Source organism: Bradyrhizobium sp. Kon56 (assembly GCF_055807635.1).
On sequence record NZ_JBVVOU010000010.1, the window covers coordinates 1 to 14,422 of the forward strand.

Sequence of the window (14,422 nt, forward strand, 5' to 3'; positions counted from 1 at the left end):
TGATCTACGCCAATACTGTCGTGCAACGGGGCACGCCCTGGATCGAAAAAGCCGCCTAGCCTTTAATGGTTGCTACGCTTACGGCCGCGCAATGCTGCTATCGCGCAACGTCCGCCTTCTCCAGAGATCAACCATCACCTTGACGGTCGCCGCCAGCACAGCTGCGCAAAGCGCAGCCTTCGAGATCGTCTCCATCGTCCCCTCGATCAGCAGGCAATGGGCGACGCTGCCTGCGACGATGACGATCGCGAGGGGAATATGGACGATGCGCCACGTGCGCAACCGCAATCCCAGCCGCCGGCGCAGCAGAGCCAGGAGCGCAACAATGAAGATGGCCCACATGGCGGTCACGCCGAAGGGGGAGAACGGTGTCGGTGACGTATAAGTCAGGGCGTCGATCATGTCGGGCGGGCTGGTGATCCAGAGGCCGGCGACGTGGATCACCACCGCCAGAGCAAGCGCGCCGCCGATCCAGCGGTGGGCGCGCCGGCCGCGATAGGCCGAGCAGCCCGGCAGGTATCCGCCGATCAGCAGGGGCTGAACGAGCACGAGACCGAGCGCGATGATCCCGGCGAAGCCGGCGAGGATGTAGACCGGGCCGCGCCATGTGAGCTGTTCGCTTCCCGCAGCGAGCGCGATCGGCACGCCGATGGCCAAGGCAAGGGCGATCCAGATCAGGGGCGCCCGGGCCGATCTCCGCCCCTTCATCTCCAATGCGATCAGGCCGGCTGCAGGACGAAGTGCGCCTCGAGGCTGGTTTCCTTTGCGCTCCGCATTATCGGCCGCAGGAAGACGGTTTTGAATTCACCGCTGTCATAGGCGAGGTGGCCATGCGGCTGGCCGAAGATGGGAATGATCTGCGGCATTTCGAGCCGGAACTTGCCGTCCTTGTCGGTGAGCGTGGCGCCATGACTCTGCGGCTCGTGCTCCTGGCCTTCGACCGTGTGCGCCCAGATCTGGATGCGCTGCCCGGCCAAGGGAGTCCCGTCGCCGGCGCGGCGCACGGTGCCGCTCATCCAGAAGCCACCCTTTCCGATCCGCTCCACGATCGCCGCGCCCTTGCGGTAGTTGTTCGCCCCGCCCGACATCGTCTCGGTCGGTGCGAGGCCGTCCGCGCGTGCAGGCAACAGCAGGCCGGGGACGCCGGTCGCCAAGAGCCCGGTTGCGAGGATCGAGCCGCCCGCGGCGAGGAGGCTCCGGCGATTGAGTACGACCGTGGTCATGTCGGTTCCTCCTGGCGAGCGTCCAATGGCTCAGCGAGTGTACAAGAAAACGCGCCAGACGCACAGTTGGGCCGGGGGACGCAGCGGGTCGCGATGACGTTGTTGTGAACGGGGTGCAGGCCGCTCGCACATGCATCAGTGATCGTCTTCTTCCTTGACCAGCGTCAACAAGCGAAGCGTCAGGAACGTGAATACGGCGACCGTCACCGCGACATCAAAAGCGCCGAGCCCGACGGAGACGCCGATGGCGCCGGTCGCCCAGAGGCTCGCGGCCGTCGCGGTCCCCTGCACCGAATTCCCCTGCTTGAGAATTGCGCCACCGCCGATGAAGCCGATGCCGGTGATGAGGCCCTCGATCACCTTCGCCATTCCGTCAGGCGAATGCACGAGCAGGCTTTCGCTGGCCTGCACGAAGCCGCAGCTTGCCATTGCGACCAGTGGAAAGGTGCGCAAGCCCGCGCTTCGCGCCCGCTTCTCGCGGTCCCAGCCAATGGGAACGGCGAGTGCGAAGGCCGCAGCCAGCGCAACGACATGAACACCAATGTTGAATCTGTCCAAAGAAAGCCCCCGAAATGAAAATCGTCGCCGTTGATCAAACCGGCCGGCAACGCGGCAATGCGGCCCGCGGTTTCCATACAGGCGAATTTGCCGCATGCAGCGCAGCGATGGCCCCGTCTCCGCGCGATGGAGCCGCCGGCGCAGCACCATGATCGTTTCGGCTGGTATTCCTGCGACCGGCTCCTACATGTCGAGTCCACGTTACCGCCGCACGCTCCATCCGGACCCTTCCATGATCCCCTTCTCCGTGCTCGACCTCGCGCCCATCCGCCAAGGCGGCGATGCGTCACAAGCGTTCCGCAATTCGCTCGATCTCGCGCAGCATGCGGAGGGCTGGGGATACAAGCGGTTCTGGCTGGCCGAGCATCACAACATGACGGGGATCGCGAGCGCGGCGACGTCGGTGGTGATCGGGCATATCGCGGGCGGGACGAAGACGATCCGGGTCGGGTCCGGCGGGATCATGCTGCCGAACCATTCGCCGCTCGTCATCGCCGAGCAGTTCGGCACGCTGGCTTCGCTCTATCCCGGGCGGATCGATCTCGGGCTCGGGCGGGCACCGGGCACCGACCAGTTCACCGCACGCGCGCTGCGCCGCGATCTCGCCACCAGCTCAGAGAATTTTCCACAGGACGTGCTGGAGTTGCAGGCGCTGCTCGGCGACGTGCAGCCGAACCAGGCCATCCGGGCCGTGCCGGGCATGGGGACGAAGGTGCCGCTGTGGATCCTGGGATCCAGCACCTTTGGCGCGCAGCTCGCAGGGATGCTCGGCCTGCCGTTCGCGTTCGCTTCACACTTCGCACCGCAAATGATGATGCCGGCGCTGAGGGAGTATCGGGCGCGGTTCGAACCCTCGACGCAGCTCGACAAGCCCTATGCGATGGTCGGCGTCAACGTGTTCGCCGCCGACAGCGACGCGGACGCGCAGCGCATGTTCTCCTCACTGCAGCAGCAGTTCATCAATCTGCGCCGCGGCACGCCCGGCCCGCTGCCGCCGCCGGTCGACGACATGGACGCGCTGTGGTCGCCAGCCGAGAAGGCGATGGTCGGCCAGTCGCTGTCGTGCTCGGCGGTCGGCTCGCCTGACATGGTCGAAGCGAAGCTGAAGGCGCTGATCGCCGAGACCGGCGCGGACGAATTGATGACCACGGGCCAGATCTACGACCATGCCGCGCGGCTGCGCTCGTTCGAGATCGCGGCCGGGGTAAGGGATCGGTTGGCGGGGTGAGCGGGTGCGATTGTTGCGACGGTGAAGCTGCGCTCGTGGCAGGCCGTGAGCGCCCTAATCCGGAAAGCCGAACAGCTTGGCCGGGTTGTGCACCAGGATCTTCTCCAGCGTCGACTGGTCGGGCGCGTAGCGGTACATCAACTCCAGCAGATCGGCGTCGTTGGGCGGCTGCTTGACCGAGACCGGGTGCGGCCAGTCGCTGGCCCAGACGCAGCGGTCGACTGCTGCCTCGATATAGGCACGCGCGATCGGGATGACGTCGTCGTAGGGCGGCCCGAGCTTCGAGGTCTTCTCGCCGAGCGACAGCATCACCCAGAAATTGCCCTTGCCGAGCAGCTCCAGCATCTTGCGCAGGTTCGGATCGTTTTTGCCGGCTTCCGGATCGGGACGCGCCATGTGGTCGATCAGCACGGGCACGTCGAGATTCTCGTATTTGGCAACGCTGGAGACGATGCCGTCCTTCTCGGGCTGGATCTTGACGTACCAACCAAGCTCGCGGATGCGCGCAATCGCGCGGGCAAAATCGGCATCCGACAGCACAGCGCCGAGCTCCTGGCGGAAGCTGAAGCGCGCGCCGCGGACCCCAGCATCATGCAGCTTGGCGAGATACGAATCGTTCGCCTCGGCGAACACCAGCGCGTTGGCGCAGCCGCGATAGTTCGGGCCCATCGCGGCGAGACCGTCGAGCACGACGGCATGGTCGGCGCCATACGTCGTGGTCTGCACGATGATGCCGCGCTCGATGCCGAGCGTCTTGTGCACGCGCAGCGCCGCCTCCCAGGTCGCGGTCGGCATCCGATAGGCAGCACCGGGACGCTCCGGATATTTGTCGAGGGGGCCGAGCACGTGAAACTGGCTGTCGACGGATTTGGGCGGCGGCCCCTTGACCGGGCGGCGCGGGTTCGGGTCGAACGGAAGATAGGTCGGCATGCGCAAAACTCCCTCAGTCGATTACGGCGGTGAAGTCGCACTGCACCAGCGCGCCGCCGTCCATGTTGTCCATCGGCAGCGCGTGGCGCGCCGGGCGCGAATGCTCGTCCGGAAACATCTTCAGCCACTCGACATTGACCGGGCCGCGCTGCGTACGGTCCTTCAGCCACACCGTCATCTTGATGATGTCGTCGGTGGTGCCGCCGGCAGCCTCGACCGTCGCCTTCATATGCGCGAACATGTTGGCACATTGCGCTTCCAGGCTCTCGGGCATCGCACCAGTCGCATCGCGGCCGAGAATGACGCCCGACATCACGAGATTGCCGATGCGGCAGGCGTTCGGAATCGGGTTGGCATGCTTGAAGCCGCCGATATGGATGCTCTTGCGCCGCGTGTGACCGGTCATGATGCGCTCCCTTTCATGTGTTGATTCAGACGAACTGGCACGACACCGAGCCGAACGCGCCATAATCGGCATGAAACGTGTCGCCGCGGCGAATGTCGACCGGACGCGTGAACGATCCCGCCAGCACCACCTCGCCGGCGGCCAGATGCTCGTCATGCGGCGCGAGGCGGTTGGCGAGCCAGGCAATGCCGTTGGCGGGATGGTTGAGCACGCCGGCGGCAAGCCCGGTTTCCTCGACCTCGCCGTTGCGGAACAACAGCGCGCCTATCCAGCGCATGTCCGCGTCCATCGGACGGAACGGCCGGCCGCCAAGCACCAGCGCGGCGTTCGCCGCGTTGTCCGAGATCGTGTCCATGACCTTTCGCGCCTTGCCCGTTTCGGGATCGACGCGGTGCATGCGCGTCTCCAGGATCTCCAGCGCCGGGGTGACGTAGTCGGTGGCGTTGAGCACGTCGAAGATGGTGCAATCGGGCCCGCGCAGCGGCGCCTTCAGCACGAAGGCGAGCTCGACCTCGATTCGCGGCGCCTGGAAGCGGTCGAACGCAATCGGCGTGGCGTCGGCATAGAACATGTCGGCGAACAGCACGCCGTAATCGGGTTCGGAAATGCCGACCGCGTTCTGCATCGCTTTCGAGGTCAGGCCGATCTTGTGGCCCTTGATGACCCGGCCGCGACCGAGCTGGAGCTTGGTCCAGGCGCGCTGAACGGCATAGGCATCCTCGATGCTGAAATCGGGATAGTCTTTGGTGAACATCGTGATCAGCGACTTGGTGCGCTCGGCTTCGTCCAGCCGCGCGGCAAGGCGTTCGATCGTGGCAGTGTCCAGCATGACCTACTGCTCCGCCGCGACGGTGTTGCGCAGCACGCCGATGCGGCTGGATTCGACCTCGACGACATCACCGACTTTGAGCCAGCGCGGCGGGTCGAAGCGGGCGCCGGCGCCGGTCGGCGTGCCCGTCACGATCATGTCGCCGGGCTTGAGGGTTGCGAAGGTCGAGAGATAGGAGATCAGGAAATCGAACGGAAACATCAGCCGTTCGGTGGTGTCCTGCTGCCGCACCTCGCCGTTGACGCGGGTGACGATGTCGTGAGTCCCGCGCGGGTCGAGCTCGTCCGCGGTGACGATCCACGGACCGACGCTGCCGGAGCGGTCGAAATTCTTGCCCTGCGTGACGTTGAACTTGCCGTGGCGGAGCCAGTCGCGGATCGTGCCCTCGTTGCACAGCGTCATGCCGAAGATGTGCGCCCAGGCCTTTTCGCGCGGAATGTGGCGGCCGCCCTGGCCAATCACGATGACGAGCTCGCCTTCATAGTCGAGCTGCTCGGAGACGTGAGGCTTCTCCAGCGGCTGGCCTGAGCCCGTCATCGAGGACATGCTGCGCACGAACAGACTGGGATATTTGGGCAGGTCAGAGCTGTCCTTATACTCCGCATTGCGCTCGGCGTAATTGACTCCGATGCACCAGAGCTTTTCCGGCGCCAGCACCGGCGGAAGCAGCACGAGCTCTTCCAGCGCGTAGTCCGGCTTTTGTCCGGCGACGGCTTCCTGCGCGTCGGCCAGCGCGTTGGCTGCGATCAGCGCCCTGACGTCGGAGAAGTCGCGGCCGATCCGCCGGGTCAGATCGACGACACCGCCTTCCATGACGGCACCGTAGCGCGGCTCTCCGTCCACGAGATAGCTTAGGAGTCGCATGGTCGTTCTCCAATGGTTTTGGGGCGCGCGCGGGGGCGGCGCGCTCAGTCTTTCGATTTGGGAGTCTGGAACACGCCGTGCAGCGTCACGATCTCGCCGAGCCGGGCGTAGCGCGGCCCGCCGATGCGCGCGATCGGATCGAGCGCGACGGTTTCGACCTTGCCGTCGTTCACGAGGCCGTCGCGGAGGTGGAACATCACGACTTCGCCCACGATGAGACGGCTGCGCGCGTCGCCGAATTCGAGGCACTGCCGAAAGCGGCACTCCATCGCAACGGGTGCAACGCTGAGCCGCGGCACCTTGATGCGCTCGCTCGGGAGCGTCTCAAGGCCGAGCTCCGCGACCTCGCTGATCTCGGGCGGATGCTCGACCGATGAGTCGTGCACCGCCTGCATCAGCGGGGTATCGGCGATGTGGATGACGTATTCCTCGGTGTCGAGGATGTTATGCGCGGTGTCCTTGTAGTCGGCGCCCTTGCGGCCGACGCTGATGGCAAGCATCGGCGGCTTCTGCGAGACGAAGGTGAAGGCGCTGAACGGCGCGAGGTTGAGCACGCCGGAGCGCGACAGGCTCGTCACCCAGGCGATCGGACGCGGCACCACGATGCCGGTCATCAGCCGGTAGATGCGCTCGGCGCCGAGCTCGGTGGGGTCGATCCGCATCGATCAATCCGCCTTGATGTTGGCCTTGCGGACGATCGGAATCCATTTGGCGTCCTCGCGCGCCAGATAGGCCTTGAATTCGTCGGGCGTCATCGCGACGGCTTCGCCGCCGAGCTTCTCGAACTTGTCGACCACGGCTGGGTCCTTCAGGATCGCGGTCAGTGCCTCGTGCAGCTTGTCGATCACGGGCGCCGGCGTGCCTGCCGGTGCGAACAGGCCGGTGAAGGTCTGGCCGTCAAAATCCTTGTAACCAAGCTCGGCGAAGGTCGGCACGTCGGGCAGCGACTTCAGGCGGTGCGGGCTGGTGACGGCCAGCGCCCGGAACAGACCGGCCTTGATGTGCTGCAGGCTGACCGTGAGCTGGTCGAACGCGAACTGCACCTGCCCGCCCAAGAGATCGTTGACGGCAGGCGCATTGCCGCGATAATGCGCGGTGACCCATTGCAGGTCGAGGCTGGACTGCATCAGCTCGCTGAGCAGATGATTGGTGGTGCCGGGGCCGGGCGAGGCCATCGTCAGCTTGCCCGGCTCGCGCCTGGCGAGGTCGATGAATTCCTTGAAGGTGGTCGCCTGCACCGACGGATGCACCTCGAGCACCAACGGCGTCATCGAGATCGTCGTGATCGGCAGGAAGTCCTTCTTCCAATTGTAGGCGTCGCGCTTGTTGATTTCGGTCGCGAACAGCACCGGGCCGTTGGCGCCGACGAACAGCGTGTAGCCGTCGGGCGCGGATTTCGCGAAGGCCTCGCCCGCGATCATGCCGCCGGCGCCCGCCTTGTTCTCGATGATGAAGGGCTGACCGAGCTTTTCCTGGAGCTTGTCCGCGATGATGCGCGCGGCGCTATCGACATTGCCGCCGGCCGGATAGGGCACGATCAGCTTGACGTTGCGCGCCGGCCATTGCTGGCCCGACGCCGGTCCCGTCAACATCGCCGCTGCGGCAGCTAGGGCAATCCAGATTAATCGCATGTTAACCTCCCGGCGGCGCTTCCAAATTTTACGTCGATTTGCCTGACGTCGTACACGGCATGTCGATTCGGAGCGCAATCTCCAGATGGGCGCTTTACCTGTCGAGTGAATTGTGGCGTTCTCGTCCATATTATGGACAAGACGACTTCCGCGAAATCCACCCGCCGCATCACGGGACCGCGACAGGGCGCGCAGGCGATCCGGCGCGCGCTCGCGGTGCTGCGCATCCTTGCCGCAGGCCGCGAAGACGGCGTGCTGCTGGCCGAGGTGGTGCGGGCGACCGGCCTCACCCGCCCGACCGTGCACCGCATCGTCCACGTGCTGATCGAGGAAGGCATCGTCGAACGGCATGACCGGACCGGCCGCTACGCAATCGGCAACCAGGTGCCGGAGCTCGCGCTCGCACGGCCTCGGCCGTCGCGGCTGCTGATCGCGGCAAATCCGTCGCTGCAACGCGCCTCGGCCGAGATCGGCGACACGCTGTTCCTGACGGTGCGGACCGGCAATGACACGCTGTGCGTCGATCGCCGGATTGGCGTCTATCCGATCCAGGTGCTGTCGATCGAGGTCGGCGCGCGCCGACCGCTCGGCGTCTCCAGCGCAGGCGTCGCCATCCTCGCCGCGATGCCGGCGCAGGACGCGCGAAAAATCGTCGCAGCCAACGAGAAGAGACTGGAGGCCTACCGGACCGATGTTGCGACGGTGCTGGGCCAGGTCACCGCCGCAAGACGGCTGGGATACGGCATGAGGGAAATTGGTCTCGTGCAGGGCACGAAGTCGATCTCGACCTGGATCAAGACCCCGGACGGCGGTCCCGCTGCCGCCATGACCGTCTCCGCCGTTCGCACCAGGCTCGGCCCACGACGCGAACAGGAGGTCGCGGAGATCCTGCTGCGGGAGGCGCGGATCATCGAGCAGGCGATCCGGGGTTAGACAACGCTGTCAATGGGCTGACGCCGCGCGCCATTTTATGGCACAAGAGCCGCCTCCGCCGACCGAGCAACGAGGCCCCGCATGCCCGCGCCAAAACCGCCTGCCTTCGAGACCCTGAGCCTGCATGCGGGCCAGCATCCGGATCCCGCGACCGGCGCCCGCGCGGTGCCGATCTACCAGACCACGTCCTACGTGTTCCAGGATTCCGATCACGCCGCCGCGCTGTTCAATCTCGAACGCGCCGGCCACATCTATACGCGCATCTCCAATCCGACCACCGGCGTGCTGGAAGAACGGCTTGCGGCGCTGGAAGGCGGCGTCGGCGCGATCTGCACCGCGAGCGGCATGGCGGCGCTGCATCTGGCCATCGCCACGCTTCTGAACGCCGGCGACCATATCGTGGCATCGAGCTCGCTCTATGGCGGCACCATCAATTTGCTGGCGCACACGCTGCCGCGCTTCGGCATCACCACAACGTTCGTCAAGCCGCGCGATCTCGACGCGTTCCGCGCGGCGATCAAGCCGAACACGAAGCTGATGATCGGCGAGACCATCGGCAATCCCGGGCTCGAGGTGCTGGACATTCCGAAAGTCGCTTCGATCGCGCATGACGCGAAGATTCCGCTGCTGATCGACAACACCTTTGCCACGCCCTATCTCAGCCGTCCGATCGAGCTCGGCGCCGACATCGTCATGCATTCGGCGACCAAATGGATCGGCGGCCACGGCATCGCGATCGGCGGCGCCATCGTCGACGGCGGTCGTTTTGACTGGCGCTCATCCGGAAAATTCGGCGTGCTGACCGAGCCCTATGGCGGCTATCACGGCATCGTCTTCGACGAGCAGTTCGGCACCGCCGCCTTCATCATGCGCGCGCGCACCGAAGGCCTGCGCGATTTCGGCGCTTGTCTATCGCCGACCAACGCCTTCCAGCTGTTGCAGGGCGTCGAGACGCTCGGCGTGCGCATGGACCGCCACATGCAGAACACGCACCTCGTGCTGGAAGCACTGAAAGCCAACAAGGCGGTCGATTGGGTGCTGCATCCCTCGCTGGAAGATCATGCGGACTACCAGCTCGCAAAACAATTACTGCCGCGCGGCGCCGGCTCGATCGTCTCCTTCGGCATCAAGGGGGGCCGGCCCGCGGGCCGCAAATTCATCGAATCGCTGCGCATGATCAGTCATCTCGCCAATGTCGGCGACGCCAAGACGCTGGTGATCCACCCCGCCTCGACCACGCACCAGCAGATGGACGCCGAGCAGCTCAAGGCCTCCGGCATCGGCGAGGAGCTGGTGCGACTCTCGGTCGGCATCGAGACCGCAAGCGACATCATCGACGATCTCACCCAAGCGCTGCGCATCTCGCAAAAGGTCTGACACCATGAAGCTCTCCGTCAACGGCGCCGAGGTGCTGGTCGCAACCGGCGGCCGCGACTTCGACAGATCCCTGCCCGCCGTCGTCTTCCTCCACGGCGCCGGTTTCGACCGTTCGACTTGGGCACTGCACACCCGCTGGTTCGCCCATCACGGCTTTGGCGTGCTGGCGCCGGATCTGCCCGGCCACGGCCGCTCGCCCGGACCTTCGCTCGGCAGCATCGCCGAAATGGCCGACTGGACGGCGGCCCTGCTCGATGCGGCCGGAGCGACGAAAGCGCATCTGATCGGCCATTCCATGGGATCGCTGATCTCGCTGGAGACGGCCGCACGTCACCCCGACAAGGTTTCCGCGCTCAGCCTGATCGGCACGGCCGCGACCATGACGGTCGGCCCGGATCTGCTGAAGGCGGCCGAAGCCAATTCGCAGGATGCCAACGACATGGTCTCGATCTGGGGCCTCGGCTTCAACGCCGAGCTCGGCGGCAGCCTCGCACCGGGCCTGTGGATGCATGGCGGCGCGCAGGCCGTATTGAAACACTGCGAGCCGGGCGTGCTGTTCCGGGATTTGTCGGCCTGCAATGCTTACGCGAATGCGCTGCAAGCAGCCGCAAGCGTGAAGGTGCCCACGACGCTCATCCTCGGCGAACGGGACATGATGACGCCGGTGAAGGCCGGCAAGGCACTTGCCGCCGCGATCCCGCATGCGAAGACCGTCGTGGTGCCCTGCGCGGGCCACATGATCATGGCCGAACGCCCGGATGAGTTGTTGGCTGCGCTCCGGAACTGACAGGATCAATCATCCATCTTGCGCGTTGCGGTCAGATATCCCTGTGAAGATCGAGGGAACAGGACCCATGCCAAGACAGGAAGTCATTCGCAAAGCCAAGCAAGACAAGCGTGCCGGTAAATCGGCAAGCACGCAGGCCGGCGAATTCGTCAAGGACCAGATCGACAAGATCCGCAAGGGCAAGCATGGCGCCCGCTCGACGAAGCAGGCCATTGCCATCGGTCTCTCCGAAGCGCGCCGCGCCGGCATCGATCTGCCGCCACCGCGCAAGGGAAGCGTCAAGAAATCGACGCGACGCAGCGCCAAATATGCCTACGAGGTCGGTCAGGGCAAGCGCACCCCGAAGCGCCGGCCGCGCGTGTCGCAAGCAGTCGAAAAGGTTTTGAAGAAGGAGCCGCGCTCGACCGCCTCGCGCAGTGCACTGTCGAACCAGGGCAAACGTGCCGCGAGCCGACGAACGGCCGCGTCGCGTTCAGCCGCCGCGCGCAAGGCGAGCCGCACCAAGGGCGCCAAGGCCCGCTCCACCGCCGCAAAGAAGGCGGCACGCACCAGGGCGCGCCGCCGGAGCTGATCAGTTCGCGCGCCGGCCCCGCTCGGAGAATACCGCACGGGCGGCGCGATCCGCCTCGCGCGCCGAGCGGAACTGGCGGCCTTCGAGGCTGTCGAACAGACGCTCGGAGGAGAAGAAGCGGAAGCCGCGCGTATCCCTCGTGACGATGCCGGCGGCGCGGTCGTGGATCTCGATGATGTAGGCATTCCATTGAGTTCGGGACATGACTGCTCGTCCGCCGGGTCTCGGCGTTCCTGTCTTTGGATTTGCTTCTTGGGATTTGCTGGGTGAGGTGCTGCTAGGAGGCGGCGGTCAGCAACAACAACATGCGCCGGTGGCCGCCGAGAAACAGCGGCGCGTCATGCACGCATGCATGTCATTGTTACTGCGCTGGTGATCGGTTCTCATATCGCGGCTTCGGCTCGAAGGAGCAGTGTCGATGCGTCGAATATCGAGCGTTTAGCGCGAACGGTCAATGAAATGGCTATCCATAATTGCGATGAGCGCGCAGGGGCGCGTCTCGGGGTGCGAGCGCCGACAAACGAATTCATCTCGCGATGAGTTCTTCCTTCTCCCCTTGCGGGAGAAGGTGGCGCGAAGCGCCGGATGAGGGGTTTGCCTCCGCGAATCCTCAAGAGAGTCGCACGCGGAGAGAGACCCTCACCCGTCTCGCCGCTACGCGGCGAGCCACCCTCTCCCGCAAGGGGAGAGGGGAAGAACGAACTCACCACATCGTCGCGGCCGCACGCTCCGGCCAGGCGCGATCATACTCCGCGCCGCCGACCTTGTTCTCGCTCATCTCGGCGAGGATCTGGCCGGGCGTCGGCAGCGTCTTAGGGTCGATGCGCTTGTCGGGATTCCAGAGATCGGAGCGGACGATGGCGCGGGCGCACTGGAAGTAAATTTCGTCGACCGTCATCACCATGACGCTGCGCGGCGCCTTGCGGTCGACCTTGAACGAGGCCAGCAATTCGGAATCGATGGACAGATGCGCCCGGCCATTGGCCCGAACCGCATTTCCGGAGCCGGGGATCAGGAACATCAGCGATACCCTAGGATCGCGCACGATGTTGCGCAAGGAATCGACCCGGTTGTTGCCGCGGCGATCCGGCAGCATCAGCGTCTTCGGGTCATGAATGCGGACGAAGCCGGAGAGATCGCCGCGCGGCGAGCAGTCGATCCCCTCGGGTCCGATGGTAGCGAGCGCGGCGAACGGGGCCTTTTCGATGAAGACGCGATAGAGTGGGGTGACGTGGTCGGCGACTTTCACGGTCGAGGCGTCGTTGGTGACGCCGTAGATGGCCTCCAGCTGCTCGACCGTTTCGATCACCGACATTCCAGTCTCCTTGTTGTGCCGGCTATTCGTGCCAGCCTTGATTCCTGATCACGCGCAGAAGCTGGCGGCCATGATACTCCGCGCTGTGCGCGTTGAGAATGGTGACATCGGCCTGGGCCGATGCGTCGTCGACGCTGCGCGTCAACCGTTCGGCGATATTGCCGTCGCTGTCCCGGGCGCGAGCAGCAAGCCGCTGCGCCAGCACATCCGGCGGCGCGGTGACCGCGACCACCACGATGTTTGCATAGGCCTGGCGCAGCGCGCCGATCACCGTGCGCGAAACATTGGCCACGACGGCGCGTCCGGCACGAATATCGTCGTTGAGGTCGCGGGGCAGCGCGTAGCAATGCCCATGCGCCTCCCAATGCACGGCGAATCCGCCATGCTCGCGCGCGCGACGGAATTCGTCAGGGCTCACCGCAATATTGTCTTCGTCGGCCGAGGATTCCCGCGTCACGACACGGCGCGGGAAGACGATGTCGTGATCCTCGATGCAGGCTGCCCGCGCCAGCCGCAGCAGCGTGTCCTTGCCGGCACCGCTGGGACCGACCACGAGCACGAGCCGCCCGGGCCCGATCGCACCCGTTGTCTTTCCCGCCACGGTGACGGCCTCGCTCATGCGACACGGCTTCCTTCGCGCCAGACGCTGCGGACCGCGGGGACGCGGCCCGCGACATGCACGCGGATCAGATCGGCACGCTTGCCGATCGCGATCTCGCCGCGGTCGGACAGGCCGACTGCCTCCGCGGGCGCCTTCGTCACGGTGCGGATCGCCGCCGGAAGAGTGATGGCGGGCACGTGCTCGGGCAAGTGCAGCGCGGCCATCAGAAGGCTCGAGGGGATGTAGTCCGACGACAGGATGTCGAGCAGGCCCTCGCGGGCGAGATCGACCGCGGCGATATTGCCGGAATGCGAGCCGCCGCGCACGACGTTCGGCGCGCCCATCAGGATGTCGATGCCGGCCTCGTGCAGGCCGCGCGCGGCCTCCAGCGTGGTCGGAAATTCCGCCACCGAAACGCCATCGCGCACGGCGTCCACGACGTTCTCCTCAGTGGTGTCGTCATGGCTCGCCAGCGGGATCTTGTACTTGTGGGCCAGCGCCACGATCTCGCGCATGTTGGTCGCGGCATAGGCCTTCTGATATTCGAAGCGCTTCGCGAACAGCTCGTCGAGCTCGGCGTCGGTCTTGCCGCCGCCCTTGCCGCGATAATAGTCGCGCAGCTTGCCTTCGTCCCGGAACTGGCGCTGGCCGGGGGTGTGGTCCATCAGCGACATCAGCCGCACGTCGGGACGGTCGATCAGCTCCCTGGCCTCCTCGACCACGCTCGGCATCGGGATTTCGCAGCGCAGATGCAGGAAGTGATCGGCGCGGAGCAGGTCAGCATCGCGAGCGGTCGTGATTGCGGCGGCAAGCGTGCCGGCGCGGCCGTCGACTTCCTCGGCGCCATCCTCGCGCCAGACCCGGAGCGAGTCGAACACCGTCGTGATGCCTGATGTCGCGAGCTGGCCGTCATAGGAGACGACGGCGGCGACTGGATTCCAGAACACTTTTGGTCGCGGCACGTAATGCGCCTCGAGGTGATCGGTGTGGAGCTCGATCAAGCCGGGCATGATCAGATCGCCGCCGGCATCCTCTGCCCCCGCGGGCGCCCTGCCCTCGCCGATCTCGGCAATGCGTCCATCGGCGAGGGCAAGCCAGCCCAGCTCGATCACCCGTTCCGCCAGCACGATCCTGGCGTTGGCGATCACGATGTCCTTCTTGGCGTTCAT

General features: G+C 65.6%; 19 protein-coding genes. 6 read left to right on the forward strand and 13 right to left on the reverse strand.

Annotated features, from left to right (window positions below; translation table 11 throughout):
* Positions 1-78 precede the first annotated feature (78 nt).
* The 3 genes from AC0L3B_RS17705 to AC0L3B_RS17715 form a co-directional block, all read right to left on the reverse strand.
* A complete protein-coding gene (locus AC0L3B_RS17705; protein ID WP_473380816.1) occupies positions 79-708 on the reverse strand; it encodes a ferric reductase-like transmembrane domain-containing protein in 630 nt (209 codons plus the stop codon).
* Positions 709-719: 11 nt separating this feature from the next.
* Positions 720-1,223 carry a peptidase associated/transthyretin-like domain-containing protein gene (locus tag AC0L3B_RS17710; protein ID WP_018453098.1) on the reverse strand — a complete coding sequence of 168 codons (504 nt, stop codon included), beginning with the start codon at positions 1,221-1,223 and terminating at the stop codon, positions 720-722.
* A 135-nt stretch (positions 1,224-1,358) separates the two neighbouring features.
* Positions 1,359-1,781: an MgtC/SapB family protein gene (locus AC0L3B_RS17715; RefSeq protein ID WP_018453097.1), complete on the reverse strand. Its 423-nt coding sequence runs from the start codon at positions 1,779-1,781 to the stop codon at positions 1,359-1,361.
* A gap of 232 nt (positions 1,782-2,013) precedes the next feature.
* Here AC0L3B_RS17715 and AC0L3B_RS17720 point away from each other — a divergent pair, with 232 nt between their 5' ends.
* Complete coding sequence (locus AC0L3B_RS17720) at positions 2,014-3,009, forward strand: LLM class flavin-dependent oxidoreductase (RefSeq protein ID WP_368506956.1); 996 nt, start codon at positions 2,014-2,016, stop codon at positions 3,007-3,009.
* A 54-nt stretch (positions 3,010-3,063) separates the two neighbouring features.
* On the opposite strand, the gene AC0L3B_RS17725 is transcribed toward AC0L3B_RS17720, so the two are convergent.
* The 6 genes from AC0L3B_RS17725 to AC0L3B_RS17750 are packed head-to-tail and all read right to left on the reverse strand — an operon-like array spanning position 3,064 to position 7,669.
* Positions 3,064-3,939, reverse strand: a complete 876-nt coding sequence (locus AC0L3B_RS17725) for an amidohydrolase family protein (protein WP_473380817.1) — start codon at positions 3,937-3,939, stop codon at positions 3,064-3,066.
* A gap of 13 nt (positions 3,940-3,952) precedes the next feature.
* Positions 3,953-4,345 carry a RidA family protein gene (locus AC0L3B_RS17730; protein ID WP_018453094.1) on the reverse strand — a complete coding sequence of 131 codons (393 nt, stop codon included), beginning with the start codon at positions 4,343-4,345 and terminating at the stop codon, positions 3,953-3,955.
* Between the two features lie 25 nt (positions 4,346-4,370).
* A complete protein-coding gene (gene hpaH / locus AC0L3B_RS17735; protein WP_368506955.1) occupies positions 4,371-5,174 on the reverse strand; it encodes a 2-oxo-hept-4-ene-1,7-dioate hydratase in 804 nt (267 codons plus the stop codon).
* A gap of 3 nt (positions 5,175-5,177) precedes the next feature.
* Positions 5,178-6,038 carry a fumarylacetoacetate hydrolase family protein gene (locus AC0L3B_RS17740; RefSeq protein ID WP_473380818.1) on the reverse strand — a complete coding sequence of 287 codons (861 nt, stop codon included), beginning with the start codon at positions 6,036-6,038 and terminating at the stop codon, positions 5,178-5,180.
* A gap of 44 nt (positions 6,039-6,082) precedes the next feature.
* Complete coding sequence (locus AC0L3B_RS17745) at positions 6,083-6,700, reverse strand: flavin reductase family protein (RefSeq protein ID WP_368506954.1); 618 nt, start codon at positions 6,698-6,700, stop codon at positions 6,083-6,085.
* 3 nt (positions 6,701-6,703) lie between these two features.
* Positions 6,704-7,669 carry a Bug family tripartite tricarboxylate transporter substrate binding protein gene (locus tag AC0L3B_RS17750; protein ID WP_473380819.1) on the reverse strand — a complete coding sequence of 322 codons (966 nt, stop codon included), beginning with the start codon at positions 7,667-7,669 and terminating at the stop codon, positions 6,704-6,706.
* A gap of 132 nt (positions 7,670-7,801) precedes the next feature.
* Between AC0L3B_RS17750 and AC0L3B_RS17755 the strand changes: the two genes are divergently transcribed.
* From AC0L3B_RS17755 to AC0L3B_RS17770, 4 genes are all read left to right on the forward strand, one after another.
* Positions 7,802-8,602 (forward strand): IclR family transcriptional regulator, encoded by an 801-nt coding sequence (locus AC0L3B_RS17755; protein ID WP_473380820.1) that lies wholly within the window; start codon positions 7,802-7,804, stop codon positions 8,600-8,602.
* Between the two features lie 81 nt (positions 8,603-8,683).
* The gene (locus AC0L3B_RS17760) at positions 8,684-9,979 is read left to right on the forward strand and encodes an O-acetylhomoserine aminocarboxypropyltransferase (protein ID WP_456653197.1); all 1,296 of its coding nucleotides are present in this window, start codon (positions 8,684-8,686) and stop codon (positions 9,977-9,979) included.
* Positions 9,980-9,983: 4 nt separating this feature from the next.
* Positions 9,984-10,766, forward strand: a complete 783-nt coding sequence (locus AC0L3B_RS17765) for an alpha/beta fold hydrolase (RefSeq protein ID WP_473380821.1) — start codon at positions 9,984-9,986, stop codon at positions 10,764-10,766.
* Positions 10,767-10,833: 67 nt separating this feature from the next.
* A complete protein-coding gene (locus AC0L3B_RS17770) occupies positions 10,834-11,337 on the forward strand; it encodes a DUF6496 domain-containing protein (protein ID WP_473380822.1) in 504 nt (167 codons plus the stop codon).
* Here AC0L3B_RS17770 and AC0L3B_RS17775 read toward each other — a convergent pair whose 3' ends face one another.
* Entirely contained in the window at positions 11,338-11,541 is a 204-nt protein-coding gene (locus tag AC0L3B_RS17775) for a hypothetical protein (protein WP_473380823.1), read from the reverse strand.
* On the opposite strand from AC0L3B_RS17775, the gene AC0L3B_RS17780 reads away from it, so the two are divergent.
* The gene (locus AC0L3B_RS17780) at positions 11,540-11,713 is read left to right on the forward strand and encodes a hypothetical protein (RefSeq protein ID WP_158091562.1); all 174 of its coding nucleotides are present in this window, start codon (positions 11,540-11,542) and stop codon (positions 11,711-11,713) included. The genes AC0L3B_RS17775 and AC0L3B_RS17780 overlap by 2 nt on opposite strands.
* Before the next feature lie 327 nt (positions 11,714-12,040).
* On the opposite strand, the gene AC0L3B_RS17785 is transcribed toward AC0L3B_RS17780, so the two are convergent.
* The 3 genes from AC0L3B_RS17785 to AC0L3B_RS17795 are packed head-to-tail and all read right to left on the reverse strand — an operon-like array spanning position 12,041 to position 14,422.
* Positions 12,041-12,652, reverse strand: coding sequence for a pyridoxamine 5'-phosphate oxidase family protein (locus tag AC0L3B_RS17785; protein WP_473380824.1), 612 nt, complete (start codon positions 12,650-12,652; stop codon positions 12,041-12,043).
* A 22-nt stretch (positions 12,653-12,674) separates the two neighbouring features.
* Positions 12,675-13,271: a phosphonate metabolism protein/1,5-bisphosphokinase (PRPP-forming) PhnN gene (phnN, locus tag AC0L3B_RS17790; protein WP_473380825.1), complete on the reverse strand. Its 597-nt coding sequence runs from the start codon at positions 13,269-13,271 to the stop codon at positions 12,675-12,677.
* Positions 13,268-14,422: an alpha-D-ribose 1-methylphosphonate 5-triphosphate diphosphatase gene (locus tag AC0L3B_RS17795; protein WP_473380826.1), complete on the reverse strand. Its 1,155-nt coding sequence runs from the start codon at positions 14,420-14,422 to the stop codon at positions 13,268-13,270. Before AC0L3B_RS17795 ends, phnN begins: the two co-directional genes overlap by 4 nt.